This is a genomic window from Streptomyces sp. RKAG290 (genome assembly GCF_023701695.1).
Classification (GTDB): domain Bacteria; phylum Actinomycetota; class Actinomycetes; order Streptomycetales; family Streptomycetaceae; genus Streptomyces.
Genome location: NZ_JAJOZC010000001.1, coordinates 299,940 through 317,743, shown reverse-complemented (window position 1 = coordinate 317,743; position 17,804 = coordinate 299,940). Strand labels below are relative to the sequence as shown.

Here is a 17,804-nt window from a genome sequence, read left to right as displayed (position 1 = left end):
CGCGGTCGACCACCCAGTCCGGGTGGCGGAATGGCAGACGCGCTAGCTTGAGGTGCTAGTGCCCTTTATCGGGCGTGGGGGTTCAAGTCCCCCCTCGGACACCAGGGTCTTTCCGAAGTTTTCGGTAAATGCCCGTCTTGCTTCATCTGACTCCCAGTTCGGTCCTTCCGAACTGGGAGTTCTTTGCGTTCAGGCCGGTGCCGACAGCGCCGAGAAGTAGGACGTGACGAGCGCCGCGGTCTCGGAGAGCGGGAAGCGGGCACCGAGCTGGCCGTCCGGGCGCACGAGGAAGCCCGTCGGGCCGTCGGGGCGGTAGAGCCGGGCGAACTCCTTGCCGGTGTCCCGGTACCCGGGGATCGTCGGCGCCGCTTCGCGGCACAGCAGGGTGACGACCTCCAGACCGGCCTCCGTCGCCGCTGCGACTCCCGCGTCGGGGTCAGCGGCCTCGTCGCCCGGGTACCGGATCAGCACATGCCCCGTGCGGCCGCGCAGGATGTCCAGCAGGCGCAGCGGGTAGGCGGCGACGGCCGCGGTGAGGCCCCCGCAGTCGGGCGCCCGGTCGCCGGGCTGGGGTGCGTCGGACGGGCCGTACGGGGTGCCGATGAGCGGGCTGTGCCGGTAGCCGACCAGCAGCTGGGCCTCCCGGAGCATCAGGGTGCGCGGGTCGTCGGGATCGGCCTGGACGCCCTGGCGGGCATGCCGGACGGTGCGGCCGACGACCTCCTCGCCGACCGGGCGGCGTTCGGCGTCGTAGCCGGCGAGCAGGGCGGGTCCGCCCTCCCCACGGACGGCGAGGGCGAGCTTCCAGGCCAGGTTGCAGGCGTCCTGGATGCCGGTGTTCATGCCCTGCGCGCCGGTGGGCGGGTGGATGTGGGCGGCGTCGCCGGCCACGAAGACCCGGCCGTCGGCGTAACGGTCGACGATCCGGTGGCTGATGCGGAAGACGGATGCCCACCGCATCCGGGAGAGGGTGGCCGGCCTGGGGGCCAGGCGGTCGACAACGGCCTGGATGTCGGACAGCTCAGGGGCCCGGCCGCTCTCCAGCCCATGTGTCACGCCGTCGCCCGGGGCGCCGACCGGGTCCGTCGCGGCGGCGGAGAGTTCGGGCGGGACCAGCGTCGACATGCGGTAGCGGCCCGTGCCGGGCAGCGGGATGCAGACAAGCAGGTCGTCGGTGGAGCCGTCGTCGGTGAGGTGGCTGGAGCGCACCGTGTAGTCGTGCGGCAGGTCCCAGTCGGCCTCGACGTCGGCCAGCATGTACTCCTCGGGGAACGCGCCGCCCTCGAAGCCGAGACCCAGGGCCTTGCGGACGACGCTGTGCGCGCCGTCGCAGCCGATCAGGTAGCCGGCACGTACCTCCTCGGACGCGCCGGAGGCCGTTCGCAGCCGGGCGGTCACGCCGTCCGGGTCCTGGGCGAACGACAGCAGTTCGGTGCCGCGCTCGATCTCCGTCCCCAGGTCGGCCACGTACGCCTCAAGGATGCGTTCCGTCTCGTACTGGGGAAGCGCCGCGAAACCGTAGGGCACCTCGGGCGGCAGCGTGAGCTCGAACCGGGCCCGCTCGACCCCGTTGACGAAGACCAGCTGCCCGCTGATCGGGATGGCGGCTTCCAGCACCGTGCGGGCCAGTCCCATCCGGTCCCAGAGCTCCAGGGTGCGCGGCTGGATGCCGACCGCCTTGGCGAACGGCAGACGGGCCGGCAGCCGGTCGACGAGCCGGCAGCGCACACCGTGGCGGCGGAGTTCGGCGGCGGCGCTCAGTCCGACGGGGCCGGCGCCCGCGATCAGTACGTCGGTCGTCCGCGTGTTCCCCACGAGTACCTCCCAGCGACTGGCCGGTCCTCCCTCCATGGTCGCCCGGCCGGACCCGGGCGGCGAGCCGGGGACCCGGTGCCCCGGGCGGCGCGGCTCGCCGCCCGGGTCCGGCGGCGGCTACTGCGCCGACGCGACCAGCGGGTAGTGATCCGAGAGGTTCGTGTACGTGTACGCCGTGCCCCAGCTGGAGACGGTCCACGGTGCGCTCTCCTCCTTGACCACCTCGTTCGTCCACCCCGCCGGCCGCGCGTGGCCCGTGCGGTGCAGGACGTAATCGAGGTCCTCGCGGGGGTCGTCGGGGTAGCGCTCGGCGGCTATCGAGTTGTCCTGGGTGTCGAAGGAGTACGCATGTCCGGTACGGGCATCCGCTCCGGCGAGCCCCGCGTTCGCCAGCATCGACGCGTACTCGGGGGAGTGGGAGTCGACGTTGAGGTCGCCGGCCACGATGACCTCCTCGGACGCCGGGATGTTCTTGGCGTCGAGGAACGCGTCGATCTGCCGGAACTGCCGGCCCCGGATCTCTGCCGCCTCGCCGGCACCGCACCCCGAATCGGTCGACTGGGTGTGCGTGCCGACGATGTGCACCCGAGCACCGTTGACGTTCAACTGGGCATAGGCGAAGCCCTTGTTGGACCACCAGTCGCTGCCGCAGGCGTCCTGGTAGATGTGCTGCTCCTGCCGGACGATCGGCCACTTGCTCAGGACGGTGACGCCGCCGTCCTCCGGGGTGGTGGCCGAGTAGGACCCACTGGTGGCGTCCCAGCCGCTCCTGCTCCGGCCGACCACCGGTGTGTGGAACGGGTACGGGACGGAGGCGTTGCGCGTCAGGGCGTCCGACGTGGAGTTGTCGAACGCCTCCTCCAGTACCACCACGTCATTGCCCCGGAAGAAGCCGGCCTTCGGGATCTCGGCGGCCCGGTGCGCCTGCCCCCAGTTCGGGTAGAGGCTCGTGCTCATCAGGAACGTGTTGTACGTGAGCACCCGCAGCGACGGGGTGTCGGCGGCCGACGCCTGCGGTGCGCCGACGGTCAGCGTGACGGCGGCGAGTGCTGCGGACAGGGATACGCCGGAGATTCGGCGGAGCGCGGAGTGCGGCACAGGAACTCCTGATTCTGCTGATGCAGTTGGGGGTGGTCGCGTCCTGGCCCCATGAAAGCAGGCGGAGTTACCCATGGGTAGACGGCAGGTGCCGTGAGCCCGGCCCGCGCCCGTCCATCAGGTGCCTGTGGCCTACGGGTGCCGTCATCTCCCGCACGCCGTCGGCTCCAGGTGCCGGCCCGTCAGCTCCGCTCGGCGTACACGATGAGGTTGTCCACGGGGTGGCCCGCGGCGTCGAACGAGCCGTCGCAGGTGATCAGCCGCAGGGCCCGGGTCTCGGTGCGTCCGTAGACCCGCGCGGTGGGGAACGCCTTCTTGCTCGCCGTCTCGCGGAAGGTCACCTTGAAGTGGATCTCCTTGCCTCGGTCGTCGCGGACGGCGATGTCCGCCCCTTTGGTGATCTTCTTGAGGTCGTGGAAGACGGCCCGGCCGAAGCGGGTGTCGTTGTGGCCGATCAGTACGGCGGGTCCCGGTTCGCCGGGCACCGCGCCGCCGGTGTACCAGCCGACCGTCATGCCCTTGTCGGCCGGCGGCACTTCGACCGTGCGGTCGGGGTTGAGTCCGAGGCGCATGACCGCGCTGTCGATGCCGAGGGACGGGACGGTGACATGGACCGGCGGCGCGGCGGACCGGCTGGACGAGGGGGCGGAAGCGGTTCCGGGTCCGGGCGCGGGCGTTTTGCCCGTCGCGGCAGACTCAGTGCCTCGGGCCGCGGCCGAGGGCTTCGGCGAGGCGGCGTCGGTGCAGCCGGTCAGCGCGGTCAGTGCGGTCAGGATCAGGCAGGTGTACACGGGCAGCGCGGTGCGCCGGAGGGACTGGGGCGTACGGACATGAGAGCGGGCTCCAGAGGGATCGAGCGACGGCAGTGGCGCCGCCCCTGTGCAGGGCGGCGCCACTGCCCGCTCATCGGCTGAGGGGTGGTCAGCCGTTGCGGCGGACGGCGGAGCGGCGGCGCAGTACGACGGTTCCGGCGCCGCCGACCATGAGGGCTGCCACGGCAGAACCCATCACGGCAGTGCTGTGGTCACCGGACGCGCCGACGGGGCGCTCGCCCGCCGCGACTCCGCCGCGCGGTGCGGCCGACGGCCGTGCCCTGTCGGCGGGGCGGGGGAGGGGCTCTCGCCCGCGGCCACGCCACCACGAGGCGCCGCGGACGGCACCGCGGAGTCCGCGACGGAGGGTGCGGCGGAGGGGGCGGCGGAGGGGCGGCGGAGGGCTCGGCGCTCCGTGACGCCTGGGAGGGGGAGGGGGCGGGGGTCGCGTCGGCGAAGGCCGAGGTGGCGGGGACGCATACCGCGCCGGCCGCGACAGCGGCAAGGACGACGGTACGCAAGGACGAACGCAGGGGCATGAAGATGGCTCCGTTCCAGGTCGGCCTCGACGGCGCCGCGGTGCGGACTCGCACCGCGGCGTGAGGCGTGCCGACAGGCTGGCCTGAAGTTATGAAGAAGCTGTCAGAACGCTGTGGTCATCGCATCAGGGCTGGCCGGGGCCGTGATCCGAGCCGATGGTGGGCGAACCGGCGTGGTCCGGGCCGACGGTGGGCAATCCCTTGTGAACCCGCCCCTGGCCCTGGCCCTGACCCGGTCCGGCCGTGGGCGAACCGTCGAGATGCGATCCGGCTCGGCCCCCGGCTCCGTCCGACGGTCCGTCCGCGGCTCCGCCTTCTTCTCCGTCGTCGGGGGAGCGGTCGCGACCGGAGTCGTCCCCGAGGGAGCCGTGGCGGTCGGCCGGAAGGCGAAGGGTGAACACCGACCCCTGCCCCGGCACACTCACCGCCGACGCTGCCCCTCCGTGCGCCTCCGCGAGCTTCCGTACGATCGCCAGTCCGAGACCGCTGCCCCCCGTGCGGCGGCTGCGTGACTTCTCGCCGCGCCAGAATCGGTCGAAGACGCGGGCGAGGTCCTCGGGCGGAATGCCGTTGCCCGTGTCGGAGACGTCCACCATCACCGAGGCCCCGTCCTCGGAGCCGTACGGCCGCAGGGTGACCGTCCCACCCGCCGGCGTGTGGCGGACCGCGTTCGAGACCAGATTGCCGATGGCCTGGCGGAGCCGGACCGGATCGGCCGTCAGCCCCGGAACCGGGCGGTCCGGAGGTGCGGCCAGCACCGTCAGCGCGACCCCGGCCGTCTCGGCCCGGGCCTGGTGCGCCGCGCCGACCTGGCCCAACAGCTCCTCGATCCGCACGGGTCCGGCGTGCAGCCGCAGCGCGCCCGCGTCGGCCTGGGCGAGGTCCTGGAGGTCGTCGATGATGTGCTGCAGCTGCACCGCCTCCTCGTGCAGGGAGGCGATGAACGCCGGATCCGGTTCGGCCACCCCGTCCTGCGCCGCTTCCAACCAGCCGCGGATGTTGCTGAGCGGGGTGCGCAGTTCATGGGCGACGTCGCTGACCATGGCCTTGCGCTGGGACTCCAGCCGCGCACGGTGGGCGGACATGTCGTTGAAGGTGGCGGCGAGCCGCCCGATCTCGTTGTCCGCGGTGACCAGCACGGGGGCGGTGTCCTCGCCGTCCCGCATGTGCTGGGCGGCACCCGTCAGGGCGCGCAGCGGCCGCACCAGCCGGGCGCCGGCGAGCACCGACGCGCCGACGGTGAGCGCCAGTACGAGGGCGGCAGTGCCAGCGATCCTGGCGGTGTTCGCGGGGGAGAGATCGAAGCCGGGCACCGTGGTGCCGCCGGTGTCGCTGATGAACAGCAGCGCGGGCGAGGCGACGTAGGAGCTGAGCTGTTCACGGCGGGCGGTGCCGACACAGGAGGCGATGGCCCGGTCGTCCTCGCCGTTGCCGGACGCCGATGAGGGGCCGGTGCCCGGCGCAACACTCGGTGCGGCGCTGGCCGAGGGCATCGGCGCCGGGGTGGGCGCGTAGTCCTGCGCGGCCCTGGGCTCCTCGCCCGGCGGCATCGAGGGAACCGCATCGGCGGCCACGGGCTCCGGCGACTGCCCCCAGGAAAGATCGAGGTTCAGGTCGACGCCTGCGCGGTCCTGGCGCTTGAGGCAGGCGTCGGCCAGCTGGTTGAGAGCCTTGAGCGCCTTCTTCTCGGTCGCTGTCGGAGTGTCCAGGGAATCGGTGCTGCAGCGAGTGCCCTGGAGACGGTCGGGGTCGTTGCCCACCACCTGTATGCGGGGGCGCCCGCTCGCGCTCCGGACGACGTCCGAGGCGATCCCGGACGCGCTGAGGCAGTCCACGTTCCGCTTCGCCACCTGCTGCAGGCGCGTACGCTCCGACGCCGGCAGCCGGAACGGTCCGACCGCACGTGGGTCGACCCGGTCGGCGGGAGCGCCGGACGCGCCGGCGTTCTCGGCCGCCAGTGCGGAGTCCACGGACAACGGGTCGACGATCGCCGATGCCTGGGACGGCAGCGCGGCCGCCGATCCGGGCGCGGCCGAGTCGGCGAGCGGCGCACGCTGCTGCGTCGTCAGCGCGATCCGGCGGCCGGACTGCTCGGCCAGCTCGCGCACCGTCTTCCCGACGCCGTCCCAGGTGGGGTGGGCCGCCGCGTAACCGAGCAGGCTGTGGTAGATCCGGGCGTCGGCGGTGAGATTCTGTCCCTGCTCCTGCAGAATCGCGCCGGAGGTCGTCTGGACGGCGAGCCAGGCGGTGGCCGCCACCGAACACGCCGCCACGAGGGCCGACACGGCGAGGAGTTGGGCGAAGAGACTCTTGCGCAGCGGCAGACGTGCCCGCTTGCCGTTGCCATTGCCGCTGCCGCTGCCGCTGCCGCTGCCGCTGTCACGAGGCACGCGTCGCCGCCTTCGCCGGGTCCGTCAGCTTGTAGCCGACACCGAAGACGGTGAGCAGCCGGGCCGGCCGGCGCGGGGCGGGTTCGATCTTCTTGCGCAGATTCATGATGTGCACGTCGACCGTCCGATCGCTGATGTACCGGTCGAATCCGTGCAGTTCCGCGAGCAACTGCTGCCGCGAGAAGACCCGTTCGGGCTCGGCGGCCAGGGCCGCAAGGATTCTGAACTCACCGGGTGTGCACTCCACGGGCGCGCCGTCGACCGACACCACATGCCGGTGCGGGTCGACCGTCAGCGCGCCCACCACCAGCAGACCGGCCGTGGCCAGGTCGGTACCCGACGCGCGCCGGTTGCGGCGCAGCAGCGTACGCACCCGGGCCATGAGCTCGCGCGGACTGTACGGCTTGGTCACGTAGTCGTCCGCACCGAGATCGAGCCCGAGCAGCAGATCGTCCTCGGTCGACCGCGCGGTCAGCATCAGCACCGGCAGCTCCCGGCACTCGGCGCGCAGGACGCGCACCACATCCAGTCCGTCGGCCCGGGGCATCATCACGTCGAGGACCAGCAGATCCGGTTCCCGGTGCCGGACGGCGTCGAGGGCCGCGAGGCCGTCACCGACCAGGGTGACGGAGTGCCCCTCCCGTTCGAGGTATCGGCGGAGGAGTTCGGCCTGCTTCTCGTCGTCTTCGGCGACTATCACGTCTGCGCACACGCGCTCGATCGTAGAGGGGGTTCGAACAGGAGACCGCCGGCCTCTTGCCGTGCAGCCCGCCGACTGGTCTTGTGTACTCGCAGGTAACAGGTGTGGAGCGGCGTTCACGAGGGCGGTAGCAGGGTGGAGTCAGCGGTGGGGCAGGACGTACGGGGCACGCTGCCCGAGGGACTGGCCGACGCGATACGCGCGACCGCCGGGGAGATCGCGGAGCTGCTGCGCGGCGCCCCCGACACCGGCGCTCCCGTGCCGGGACTGGAGTGGTCGGTGGGAGAGTTGGCCGCGCATCTGGCCCAGGCCAACGCACTGATGGCCGAGGTGGCGGCAGGCCGGCCCCGAAGCCATGGCGACGGCACCCCGCAGAGCATCGCGGCAGCCAACGAGCAGGCACTTGCGGCCTTCGGCGAGCGCGACGCGGAACCGCTGGCCGCGATGATCGTGACGCAGGCCGCCGCGTATCTGGACGCCGTCGGCCGGCACCCCGCGGACGAGACGCTGATGACGCCGATGGGCCCGATGAACCGAGCCGTCCTCGGGTCGTACCTCCTGACGCACATGCTGGGCCACGGTTACGACCTGGCCCGCGCACTCAAGCGCCCGCACATGCTCGACCGCGCCCGGGTCGCGCTGACGCTCCCGTTCATGATCCAGGCCATGCCGCGGGTGACCGACGCCAGGACCACCGCGGGACTGACCGCCCGCTACGCGGTCCGGCTGTGGGGCGGCGGCCGCTTCGGGGTGACGTTCACCGACGGTACGACGACCGTGGGACACGAGCTGCCGGACCGCCCGGACTGCACGATCTCCATCGAGCCGGTCACCTTCCTGCTGATGGCGCTCGGCCGCTGTGCCCCGGTGGGGCCATGGCCAGGGGACGGGTCCTCGCGTGGGGCCGCAAGCCGTGGATCGGCCCGCGCTTTCCGGAGTACTTCAAGGCGCCGTGAGGGCGGGCGGAGAGGCCCTGAGAGCAGGCGGAGAAGGGGACAGCCCTCAGCCGTTCCCGTGCGACTCCATGAGCTCGGTGTGCGCGGCCACCACGTCCTCGGCGAGCACCGTCACGATCTCCTCCCGGGTGGGGATGCTGTCGGCGTGCTTGGCGTACAGCCGGAGATCCCGCTGCGCGGCGGTCTTCTGGCAGAGCTCACGGGCGAAGCGGGCGTTGCCCACGGTGTCGGCCATCCCGCCGTCCACGATCGCCGTGCAGAAGGAACCGAGGACCTCGACAGCCTCGGCATCGGGCTCGTCGCCCTGAGCGGCCAGTACGGACCGGGTGATCCGGACCAGTTCCTCCGCGGAGTACGACGGGAAGTCGACCCGGGTGGTGAAGCGGGACACCAGACCGGGGTTGGCCGCGAGCAGGCCGACCATCTCGTCGCGGTATCCGGCGAGCACGACAACGAGCCGGTCCCGGTCGTCCTCGGCCCGCTTCAGGAGCACCTGCAGGGCCTCGTCCCCGAACGCGTCGCCGCCGCTGTAACCGCTGTTGGACAGGGCGTACGCCTCGTCGATGAACAGCACCCCGTTCATTGCCGAGTCGATGACCTTGCTGGTCTTGATGGCGGTGGACCCGAGGTGCTGCCCGACGAGGTCGACGCGCTGGGCCTCGATGACATGACCGGAACTCAGCAGCCCGAGGCCGGCGAAGACCTTGCCGATGATGCGGGCGACGGTCGTCTTGCCGGTACCGGGCGGCCCCGCGAAGACGAAGTGCCGCGGCTTGGCCCCACCGGGCAGGCCCTGCTCCTCCCGCAGCGCGGCCATGCGCAACTGAGCCATCATGGTGCGCACTTGGCGCTTCACGGGCTCAAGGCCGATCATGCCGTCGAGCGACTTCTGCGCCTCGGCCAGCAGAGCGGCCCGCTCCTCGGCCGACGGCCCGTCCGCGCTGCCGCTCTTCTCTCCGCTCGCGGGCGCGTCCTGCGCCGACGAGGACCCGGAGCCGGCCGGAACGCTAGCGGGCGACCCGCCGGGCTGTCGTGCGGGCGGGACGTCCGGGGCGGCGTCGGCGGCGACCCTGGCGACCGGGACCGGCGGCGCGGCCGGGGCGGGAATCGGGCGGGCCTGGGCGCGGACATCCACGTCGAAGAGACCCGGAGCACACCGGAAGGCGTACTGATAGCGCTTCAACGCCTCCTCCTTCCGGCCCAGTTCCTCCAGCGACCGCCCCGTGAAGTACTTGGTCTCGGCGTCGAACCGGCTCCCCTTCTCCAGCTTTCCGGGGAGAGGGCGAGGACGTTCAGTGCCTCGTGGTAAACACCCTGGGCGAAGAGCGAGGCGCCGACGTACAACTGCGCCTCGTCGTACAGGAACGCGTCACCGATCCCGGTGGCGAACCTCAGGACGAGGGCCCAGTCCTCCTTGAGGAACGCATAACGCGTGCAGACGAACCGCGTCTCGTCGCAGTCCAGCTGCGCAGTGGACAACCCGGCCCAGGCCTCGTCGAGCTGCCCTCTGTCCAGCAGCGAGGACATGGCCGCCAGCCACAGGTCGCGCGCGTTCTCCAGCCGGAAGGTGACGTAGTGGCCGATCTGGAAGGTGGACCGCAGCGGCAGCCCGAACTTCGTACGCAGCGCACCGAAGGCCCCGGAGCACCGGAGCGTGGCGTCGAGCGCCTCCTGCTGCCCCTGCCCGGTCGCGTGCAGCCCGAGCCAGGCGTCGGCGGCGGCCGGATCGTGCGACGTGGCGAGCGCGAACTGTGCGGCCGCGCCCGTGGTGTCCCCGTGCTGCATCAGCAGCATCGCCTGACTCCACGCCTGCTCGGATTTCCTGACCGACCCACGACTCGCGGCTGCACCCTGCACGTGTCTCTCCCCCTCGACGGGCGCGCAGCCCGCTCCGGCGGCCGACCGGGCCCACCGCGATCACCTGGAACGGTCGTCAGGATAACAACGAGGGTGTGCCGTGTTCCGGCGTGCGGGACGGGGGGAAGACGTTCGGGCGGCGCCCGCGCGGTGAAAGCGGGCGCCGCCCGAGCGACGTCGAGGGCAAGGAAAGCGAAGGAACTATTTTCAGTGAGTTGTGAGAAGGAAGTCCCCTCATGGCCTCGCCCGTGGTGAACGCTAGCACTCAGCCCGGGATCAAGTCGCTCAGGTTTTCACGGGTGATGACCCGGGAGTCCGGGTGCAGCCCCTCGGGGCGTTCGAGACCGATGTACGTCACGGGCTCGTCCGGGACGGGCCCGCCGTCCCACAGGTCCACGGCCGTGCTCTCACCCGGCAGCAGGCCGATCAGGTACCGCACGGTCAGGTACTCGTGCTCCACCATGGCGCGCACCAACTCGGCCACCGAGATCTGGTTCTCCTCGACCCGGTTGGCTGCCGGGAGGCCTCGCAGGTACAGGTGGAGCCACTTCGCGTGCCAGCGGCCGTCGTCCCCGCGCCGGAAGACCAGCGGCAGTGCCACCCGGCCCACCCCGCGAAGCTCCGACTTCATGCGCACCGTGCGCGGCTCGAACGGCCGGCCCTTCTGGTCGCCGTCCCGCACCATGAAACCGAAGAACGACTCCTCGACCTCCTCGAAGTTCTCGCCGGCGAAGATGTTGACCTGCGGAACGATGAACGCGCCGCGTACCCGGTCGAGGGAGAGGCTGATGAATTCCGACGCACCGTCGGGCGCCTCGGTGACATCGCCGGAGTGCTCGCCACCGACAGCCTTGAGGGAGGTGTAGGAGAGCCAGGAGTCGGTGCTGTAGTCGGTGTGGAGGAGCAGCGCGGCGAGGTCGTAGTCCGTCCGGTCCGCGGTTTCCTTCCAGTAGACGAAGAAGCGCAGTTGTTCGCCGTCGACCGCCGAGACGGACCCTCGTGGCAGTACGCCGAGCCCGCCCGTGGTCGCCCTGCCGCTGAGCGGGAGCGCCACGTCGAGCACGGCGGGGTCGAGCAGCAGCCGGGCGGGTGCGGGAATCCTGCGGCGCATCTCGTCGTCGAGGGCGGCGATCAGACGATCACGGTCGGCGGCGGGGACCGGCGGCCGGTAGTCGGGGTGACCCAGCCACAGCCCCGGCGGTTGACGAAGACCCGGGGTTCGGCGGTCTCGTGCTCGCGGTTCTGGAAGTGCTCGCGTACCGCCAGCACGACGCGCCCGGAGACCTCGGGAGCGACCTGCACCGCTGCGGCCACCACGGCGTCCCGCTCCCCTTGGCCGGCGGCGATTCGCAGCAGGAGGTCAAGGGCGCGGAACAGCTTGCCGGGAGCGGACTTCAGCAGCCGCACCGCCCCGAGGACGTCGAACTCGTCGAGGAGCTTCTCGACCCGGCTGTCGAAGGTCCGCGCCTCCTTCTCGCCCCGCGCCACGGCGAACACGTCGGCGGCGTGCGGCCAGCGCGGGTGCTCGTGCGGGTGCAGGCGCTCGCCGAGCCGTTTGAAGGGCTCGCGGTGCGCATGCACATCGGCCAGCTTGGCGGGGTCGGCCGCGATCACGGCGTCCAGGCCCGCGAGCAGCGCACGGCGCACCGGCCGCGGGAGAGCCCGGAACCGGGTCGGCTGCTGCAGGGTCACGTCGCCGCCCGACAGCGCGCAGGCCAGCCGCAATGCATCGGTCACGGTGTCCAGCAGGAGGTCCGCGCCGACGCCGAGACGGGCCTCGTTGACGACCGCCCGGTTCTCCCGGACCGGGATCGAATCGGGCTGGGGACCGAGCACGCACCGCGCGGCGAGGGTCCCGAGGTCACTCAGGTGCTCCTCGCCCAGCGGCGTCGCGCTGCCCGCCAGGGCCTGGTACAGGTCGGTGAGTTCGTCGTCCAGGTCCCGCCCGAGGTGCAGAACGGTCACCCGGTCACCCGCCGAGGCGATCAGCTCGGCCTGCGCCGCGAGCATCTCCTCGTAGGTGTGCTGGTAGCGGCCGTACGTGGGAAGGCTGAGCAGGTCCAGCGCCCCGTGTGCCAGCTGTGTCAGGACGTTCGCCCGGGACTTCTCGTCGCCGAGCGCCTTGGTCACGCACTCCATCCAGAACTCTTCGGTGTCCGGCACGTTCGCCGGAAAGTCGATGAAGTACGAGTTGTGCCGGACGTGGTCGCCCACCATCTCGGTCACGAGGTGCAGCGTCTGCCTGGCGGTGCGCACGACCGTGGCCTCGGACAGCCCCGACAGCCGCTCCAGCAGCTCCGCCGAGAGCTTGAAGCCCACGGACGTCAGCGCCGCGTCGAACTGTCGCGCGGCCGTGCTTCCGTCCCCGGCGGACCCGTCGGGGGAGGGGAGCCGACGGGTGTGCCGGATGACCAGCGATTCGAGACTGTGCGCCATTCGGGGATGATCGCAGAGGTGTGCGAGCCGACGCACCGGAGTTTCCCCGCCCGGCCCGCCCCGTGCCGGCTGCGCCCTGCTCGACTCACGGGCCGGACAACTGCCCGCCCGTCATGAAAGCCGATGGACGGGCACGACGACCGAGCCGCACAGGTCCACCGACCCTCGACGACCTGCTCAGGCAGCCATCGCCACGGACGCCTTGCCGAGCGAGGCCTCACGGGTACCGGCCGCCTTGCCCTCCCCGAAGACCACCACCCGCAGGAGCGCGAACCTTCCGATCCCCGCCAGTGCCGACGCCGACAGGTACACACTCTGCTGGACGAGCGTGGAGGGCTCGGACCGGACCGCGTACAGGCACAGCAGCGCCCCGGTCGTGAAGGCGTAGCTCACGGCGACGGTCAGCCCGGACTGCAGGTGGACACCCCACCCCCTGCGCCCGCTGCGGAACGAGACCCGGCTGTGCAGTTCGGTCGCGAGCACCGTGGACACGACGGTGACCAGTGCGTTGGCCACGGCCAGCGGCATCCGGTCGTGGAGCAGGACCAGAACGCCGCTGGAAGCGACCCCGACCCCGCCGCCACAGATCACAAAGCGCACGAAGGCCGCGACAAGCGGGTGAATCGTGCGCGTCGGCTGGTGCGAAGGGGCGGTCACGAGGTGCCTCCGAAGGCTGTGTGGAGCGGTGCGTTCATTCCACTCCAGAACCTACGGACCGGGCGTCCTCCGGACGACCCGGTTTCTCCCCGACCTTCCTGGGGGTTATCCCCAGGGCTTGCCTAGGGGTGCCTGGGGGTGTCGGGGTACTTCGATACCCCCAGGGGTACCGGGGTGCCGGGTGGCACCTAGGGGCGCCTGGGGGGACAGATACCCCGGGAACCTCTGACGCTGCCCGAAACTTCGCGGAAATGCCCGGCGACGTCGGAGGTCCTAGGCTCGTACGACGAGCCAGCGACGACGGGAGGCGATCTCGTGACCAGCTCCGCCAAGGCCGCACCGCACCTTCCGCCGCACTCGAACCCGCTGCAATCGGTGCCCGAGGAGCCGGTCCGCCTCAGTCACCACACGGTGCACGGCTACCGCCGTGCCTACCGGATCGCAGGCAAGGGCCCCGCGATCCTCCTGATCCACGGCATCGGCGACTCCTCCGCGACCTGGGCGCACCTCATCCCGAGCTGGCCCGCAACCACACCGTCATCGCGCCGGACCTCCTGGGCCACGGGGACTCCGACAAGCCGCGGGCCGACTACTCGGTGGCCGGGTACGCGAACGGGATGCGCGATCTCCTGGGCGTCCTCGGCATCGAGCGCGCCACGCTGGTCGGCCACTCCCTGGGCGGCGGTGTGGCCATGCAGTTCGCCTACCAGTTCCCCGAGCGCACGGACCGCCTCATCCTGGTCAGCGCGGGCGGCGTGGGCCGCGAGGTCACCCCGGTCCTGCGCGCGGTGTCGCTGCCAGGCGCGGACCTCCTGCTCTCCGCCCTCCGCCTGCCTGGCATGCGTACCCAAGTCGGCGTCTTCACCGGCCTGATGAAGCTTCTGGACACCGACCTGGGCCAGGACGCCGCGGAGTTGCTGAACGTCGTGGACGCCCTGCCCGACGCCACGTCCCGCGCCGCGTTCATCAGCACACTGCGCTCGGTGGTCGACTGGAGGGGCCAGGTCGTCACCATGCTCGACCGCTGCTACCTCACCGAGGGCATGCCCACGCTGCTGCTCTGGGGCTCCCGCGACAGCGTCGTCCCGGTACGCCACGCCCACGGCGCCCACGCGGCGATGCCGGGCAGCCGCCTGGAGATCTTCGAGGGCGCCGGCCACTTCCCCTTCCACGCGGATCCGGCCCGCTTCTGCGCCCTGGTGGAGAACTTCATGCGCACCACGACGCCGGCGAACTGGAGCCCCGAACGCTGGCGGGAACTGCTGCGCACGGGCCGCCCCACCAGGCCCCCGGGCAAGCCCGGAGCGGCTCACGACCGCACGGTGGAGCGCGACCTGCGCGAGGCCAGCGAGCGCAGCGCCACCTGAGGCAGGAATCGGGCGGGAGCCAGGAGGAGGGCGGCTGATCCGCTCTCATGCCGCCCCGCCTCGACGCGGTTGCGGTGTGAACCGGGGACAAGGGATTCGGAAGCCCCGGGTCGTGCAACCGTCTGTTTCCGGCAACCTGCGTGACGAGTCACCCACAGCGGCCGAGGGCGGGGCGCCCCCGTGCCGATCGCGGGGCCGTTGCGCCGTCTGGCCTCCTGTCCGGCCGTGAGGGTGTTCCCCGCCCTTTCCGTCGCCGACTGTTCGGCCGAATGCCATCGTGTGCACACCGCGTGGGTCTTCCGTTGGGCATGCCGATTCTGGAACACTCCAGTCGCTTTCGCCCCCACGTCTCCTAACTTTTCAGAGGCCCCCACTCATGGCAGAACTGAATCGCCGCAGTCTCCTGCAACTCGCCGGAGGCACGGTCGCCTTCTCCGCGTTGTCGAGCAGCATCGCCCGTGCCGCGTCGCTCCCCGCGAAGGGCCGTACGGGAACGCTCAAGGATGTCGAGCACATCGTCGTCCTGATGCAGGAGAATCGTTCCTTCGACCACTACTTCGGCACCATGAAGGGTGTGCGCGGCTTCGGTGACCCCCGTCCGGTGACGCTTCCCAGCGGGAAGCCGGTCTGGCACCAGAAGGACAGCCTCGGCAAGGAGGTGCTGCCGTTCCGGCCCGAGGCCGACGATCTCGGACTGCAGTTCCTCCAGGACCTGAACCACGACTGGGCCGGCGGTCACCGCGCGCTCAACAAGGGCGCCTACGACCAGTGGGTGCCCGCCAAGACCGCGACGACGATGGCGCACCTCACCCGTGAGGACATCCCGTTCCACTACGCGCTCGCCGACGCGTTCACCGTCTGCGACGCGTACCACTGCTCGTTCCTCGGCTCGACGGACCCGAACCGCTACTACCTGTGGAGCGGGTACACGGGCAACGACGGCACCGGTGGCGGGCCCGTGCTCGGCAACGACGAGGCCGGGTACGGCTGGACGACGTATCCCGAGCGGCTCGAGGAAGCCGGGGTCTCGTGGAAGGTCTACCAGGACGTCGGTGACGGGCTCGACGCCGACGGGTCCTGGGGGTGGATCGACGACGCCTACCGGGGGACCTACGGGGACAACTCGCTCCTCTATTTCAACAAGTACCGCAACGCGCAGCCCGGGGACCCGCTCTACGACAAGGCCCGCACCGGGTCCGACGTCAAGAACGGCGGAAAGCTCCTGGACGACCTGAAGGCGGACATCAAGGCCGGGACGCTTCCCAAGGTCTCCTGGGTGGTGGCGCCCGAGGCCTTCAGCGAACACCCCAACTGGCCCGCCAACTACGGCGCCTGGTACATCTCACAGGTGCTGGACGCACTGACCTCCGACCCCGAGGTGTGGGGCCGGACCGCCCTCTTCATCACCTACGACGAGAACGACGGCTTCTTCGATCACATCGTGCCGCCGTTCGTGCCGTCCGGGGCCGCGCAGGGGCTGTCCACGGTGGACACCTCCGCCGACTACTTCCCTGGCGACATCCGCTACACGGCCGGATCGTACGGGCTCGGCCAGCGCGTGCCCATGATGGTCGTGTCGCCGTGGAGCACCGGCGGTTACGCGTGTTCGGAGGTCTTCGACCACACCTCCGTCATCCGGTTCATCGAGCAGCGCTTCGGCGTGCACGAGCCCAACATCTCGCCCTGGCGGCGTGCCGTCTGCGGCGATCTCACCTCCGCCTTCGACTTCCGCCGCTCGGACACCGCGGCCGTCTCGCTGCCCTCCGTGGACGGGTACGCGCCCCCGGACGGCGACCGGCACCCCGACTACGTGCCGGCGCCGCCGGCCACCGGCAGCGTGCCGAAGCAGGAGAAGGGGGCACGTCCCACCCGGCCGCTTCGCTACGCCCCCTTCGTCGACGGTGCCGCCGACCCGGCCACCGGGAAGTACCGGCTCACCTTCACCGGGGCGGGGCGGCCGGGGCGCAGTTCCTGGTGACGTCCGCGAACCGCACCGACGGGCCCTGGACCTACACCACCGAGGCGGGCAAGTCGCTCTCGGACAGTTGGAACACGGCCTTCTCCAAGCAGGTGACCGACCTCACCGTGCACGGTCCGAACGGATTCCTGCGTGCCTTCCGCGGGCCCGGCAAGGCGGCGGGCCCTGAGGTGACGGCGCGTCACAACTCCACGACCGGAGGCCTCGACCTCACGTTGAGCAACACCGGAACCGCGACTGTTCAGCTCACCGTCAGTAGCGCGGCTGCCTACGGTGGAGGGGCGCAGACGTTCGCCGTGCGCGCGGGAGCGACCGTGAAGCACTCCGTTGACCTGCGGGGGAGCAAGCGCTGGTACGACGTCACGGTGGTCTCCGACGCGAACGCCTCGTTCCTTCGCCGCTTCGCCGGGCATGTCGAGACGGGCGCGGCAGGCACGAGTGACCCGGGCTTCGTCGTCGGCTGACGGACCTGACCGAGGGCGGGAGGGAGCGCAGGGGGCCCGGCCCCGTGTGCTCCTGACCACCCGTCGGATCGGCGGCTCCGCTCGTCGTCCGGGCAGCGCTCGTGAGCTAGACTTCTCCGTCGGGTCATGAGTTCCAGCGCGTAGCCCCGGCTGGCTGGACGGCACCCCGCTCCGCTGCGGGTGCTCCGGGTGACGACCTGCCCCGTGCGCGAGGTACGGGGAACAGCGGACCGCGGTGCAGAGCGCTCGGGGTCCACCGGCCCCGGAAGGCGAGACCTCTCACCATGCTGCGTCATCTCACCCAGCACGACCTTGTCCGGAGCGACGGCTGCGCCCGGTACGCAGCGGGTCATCACGTGCACTGGATCCATGCCAAGAAGTGCCGGCAGGAACCGGGGCAGGCCGTCGAGATCCTGCTCACCGCCGGTGACGTCCGGGAAGACGGGTGGGTGGAACTGCGTCCCGCCTTCGATTACGCGGGCGGGCTTCCCGCAGTGTGGACGCACGCTCCGGACGTACTGCGGGAGACACTCGCCGGTCACCGCGGACGCGTGTACTGGCTGTCCCGTTGGCATGCGCTGAAGCTCGTGGACGGCGACGCCCGGGTTGCCGGTCTGGTCAACGTCGCTTTCGAGGGCGGCGAGTTGTGCGGCGGTGCCGGCTCCGGTCAGGGGTAGGCCGTAGGGGAAGGGGCGGCGCGAGCGGCGGTCTGCCGTGAGAAATGCCGTGACCGGC

The 17,804-nt window shown here is 71.3% G+C and carries 9 protein-coding genes, 1 tRNA gene, 5 pseudogenes and 1 riboswitch; of the genes and pseudogenes, 5 read left to right on the top strand and 10 right to left on the bottom strand.

The window, feature by feature from the left end; translation table 11 throughout:
* The first annotated feature begins 16 nt into the window (after positions 1 to 16).
* Positions 17 to 104 (top strand) — tRNA-Leu (locus tag LNW71_RS01415).
* An 85-nt stretch (positions 105 to 189) separates the two neighbouring features.
* Here the strand turns inward: LNW71_RS01415 and LNW71_RS01410 are convergent.
* The 6 genes and pseudogenes from LNW71_RS01410 to LNW71_RS01385 all read right to left on the bottom strand — a co-directional run bounded on the left by LNW71_RS01410 (position 190) and on the right by LNW71_RS01385 (position 7,366).
* Entirely contained in the window at positions 190 to 1,851 is a 1,662-nt protein-coding gene (locus LNW71_RS01410) for an FAD-dependent monooxygenase (protein WP_374119318.1), read from the bottom strand.
* Positions 1,852 to 1,932: 81 nt separating this feature from the next.
* Positions 1,933 to 2,913 (bottom strand): sphingomyelin phosphodiesterase, encoded by a 981-nt coding sequence (sph, locus tag LNW71_RS01405; RefSeq protein ID WP_250966536.1) that lies wholly within the window; start codon positions 2,911 to 2,913, stop codon positions 1,933 to 1,935.
* Between the two features lie 182 nt (positions 2,914 to 3,095).
* A complete protein-coding gene (locus tag LNW71_RS01400; RefSeq protein WP_250966535.1) occupies positions 3,096 to 3,704 on the bottom strand; it encodes a class F sortase in 609 nt (202 codons plus the stop codon).
* Positions 3,705 to 3,834: 130 nt separating this feature from the next.
* Positions 3,835 to 4,264, bottom strand: a pseudogene (locus LNW71_RS01395) (sortase-dependent protein).
* Positions 4,265 to 4,389: 125 nt separating this feature from the next.
* On the bottom strand, positions 4,390 to 6,549 hold the full coding sequence (locus tag LNW71_RS01390) for a HAMP domain-containing sensor histidine kinase (RefSeq protein WP_250971853.1): 2,160 nt from the start codon (positions 6,547 to 6,549) through the stop codon (positions 4,390 to 4,392).
* 94 nt (positions 6,550 to 6,643) lie between these two features.
* Complete coding sequence (locus LNW71_RS01385) at positions 6,644 to 7,366, bottom strand: response regulator transcription factor (RefSeq protein WP_250966534.1); 723 nt, start codon at positions 7,364 to 7,366, stop codon at positions 6,644 to 6,646.
* A gap of 123 nt (positions 7,367 to 7,489) precedes the next feature.
* Here LNW71_RS01385 and LNW71_RS01380 point away from each other — a divergent pair.
* Positions 7,490 to 8,310 (top strand): annotated as a pseudogene (locus LNW71_RS01380) (maleylpyruvate isomerase family mycothiol-dependent enzyme).
* A 46-nt stretch (positions 8,311 to 8,356) separates the two neighbouring features.
* Here LNW71_RS01380 and LNW71_RS01375 read toward each other — a convergent pair.
* From LNW71_RS01375 to LNW71_RS01360, 4 genes and pseudogenes are all read right to left on the bottom strand, one after another.
* The gene (locus LNW71_RS01375; protein ID WP_250966533.1) at positions 8,357 to 9,493 is read right to left on the bottom strand and encodes an AAA family ATPase; all 1,137 of its coding nucleotides are present in this window, start codon (positions 9,491 to 9,493) and stop codon (positions 8,357 to 8,359) included.
* The gene (locus LNW71_RS01370; RefSeq protein ID WP_250966532.1) at positions 9,490 to 10,104 is read right to left on the bottom strand and encodes a hypothetical protein; all 615 of its coding nucleotides are present in this window, start codon (positions 10,102 to 10,104) and stop codon (positions 9,490 to 9,492) included. Before LNW71_RS01370 ends, LNW71_RS01375 begins: the two co-directional genes overlap by 4 nt.
* A gap of 328 nt (positions 10,105 to 10,432) precedes the next feature.
* Positions 10,433 to 12,603 (bottom strand): annotated as a pseudogene (locus LNW71_RS01365) (hypothetical protein).
* 177 nt (positions 12,604 to 12,780) lie between these two features.
* Positions 12,781 to 13,260 carry a hypothetical protein gene (locus LNW71_RS01360; protein WP_250966531.1) on the bottom strand — a complete coding sequence of 160 codons (480 nt, stop codon included), beginning with the start codon at positions 13,258 to 13,260 and terminating at the stop codon, positions 12,781 to 12,783.
* 366 nt (positions 13,261 to 13,626) lie between these two features.
* Here LNW71_RS01360 and LNW71_RS01355 point away from each other — a divergent pair.
* The 3 genes and pseudogenes from LNW71_RS01355 to LNW71_RS01345 all read left to right on the top strand — a co-directional run bounded on the left by LNW71_RS01355 (position 13,627) and on the right by LNW71_RS01345 (position 17,746).
* Positions 13,627 to 14,627: pseudogene (locus LNW71_RS01355) on the top strand (alpha/beta fold hydrolase).
* 376 nt (positions 14,628 to 15,003) lie between these two features.
* A pseudogene (locus tag LNW71_RS01350) lies at positions 15,004 to 17,069 on the top strand (phosphocholine-specific phospholipase C).
* 122 nt (positions 17,070 to 17,191) lie between these two features.
* Positions 17,192 to 17,301: riboswitch (SAM riboswitch) on the top strand.
* A gap of 52 nt (positions 17,302 to 17,353) precedes the next feature.
* The gene (locus LNW71_RS01345; protein ID WP_250966530.1) at positions 17,354 to 17,746 is read left to right on the top strand and encodes a hypothetical protein; all 393 of its coding nucleotides are present in this window, start codon (positions 17,354 to 17,356) and stop codon (positions 17,744 to 17,746) included.
* Positions 17,747 to 17,804: the final 58 nt, after the last annotated feature.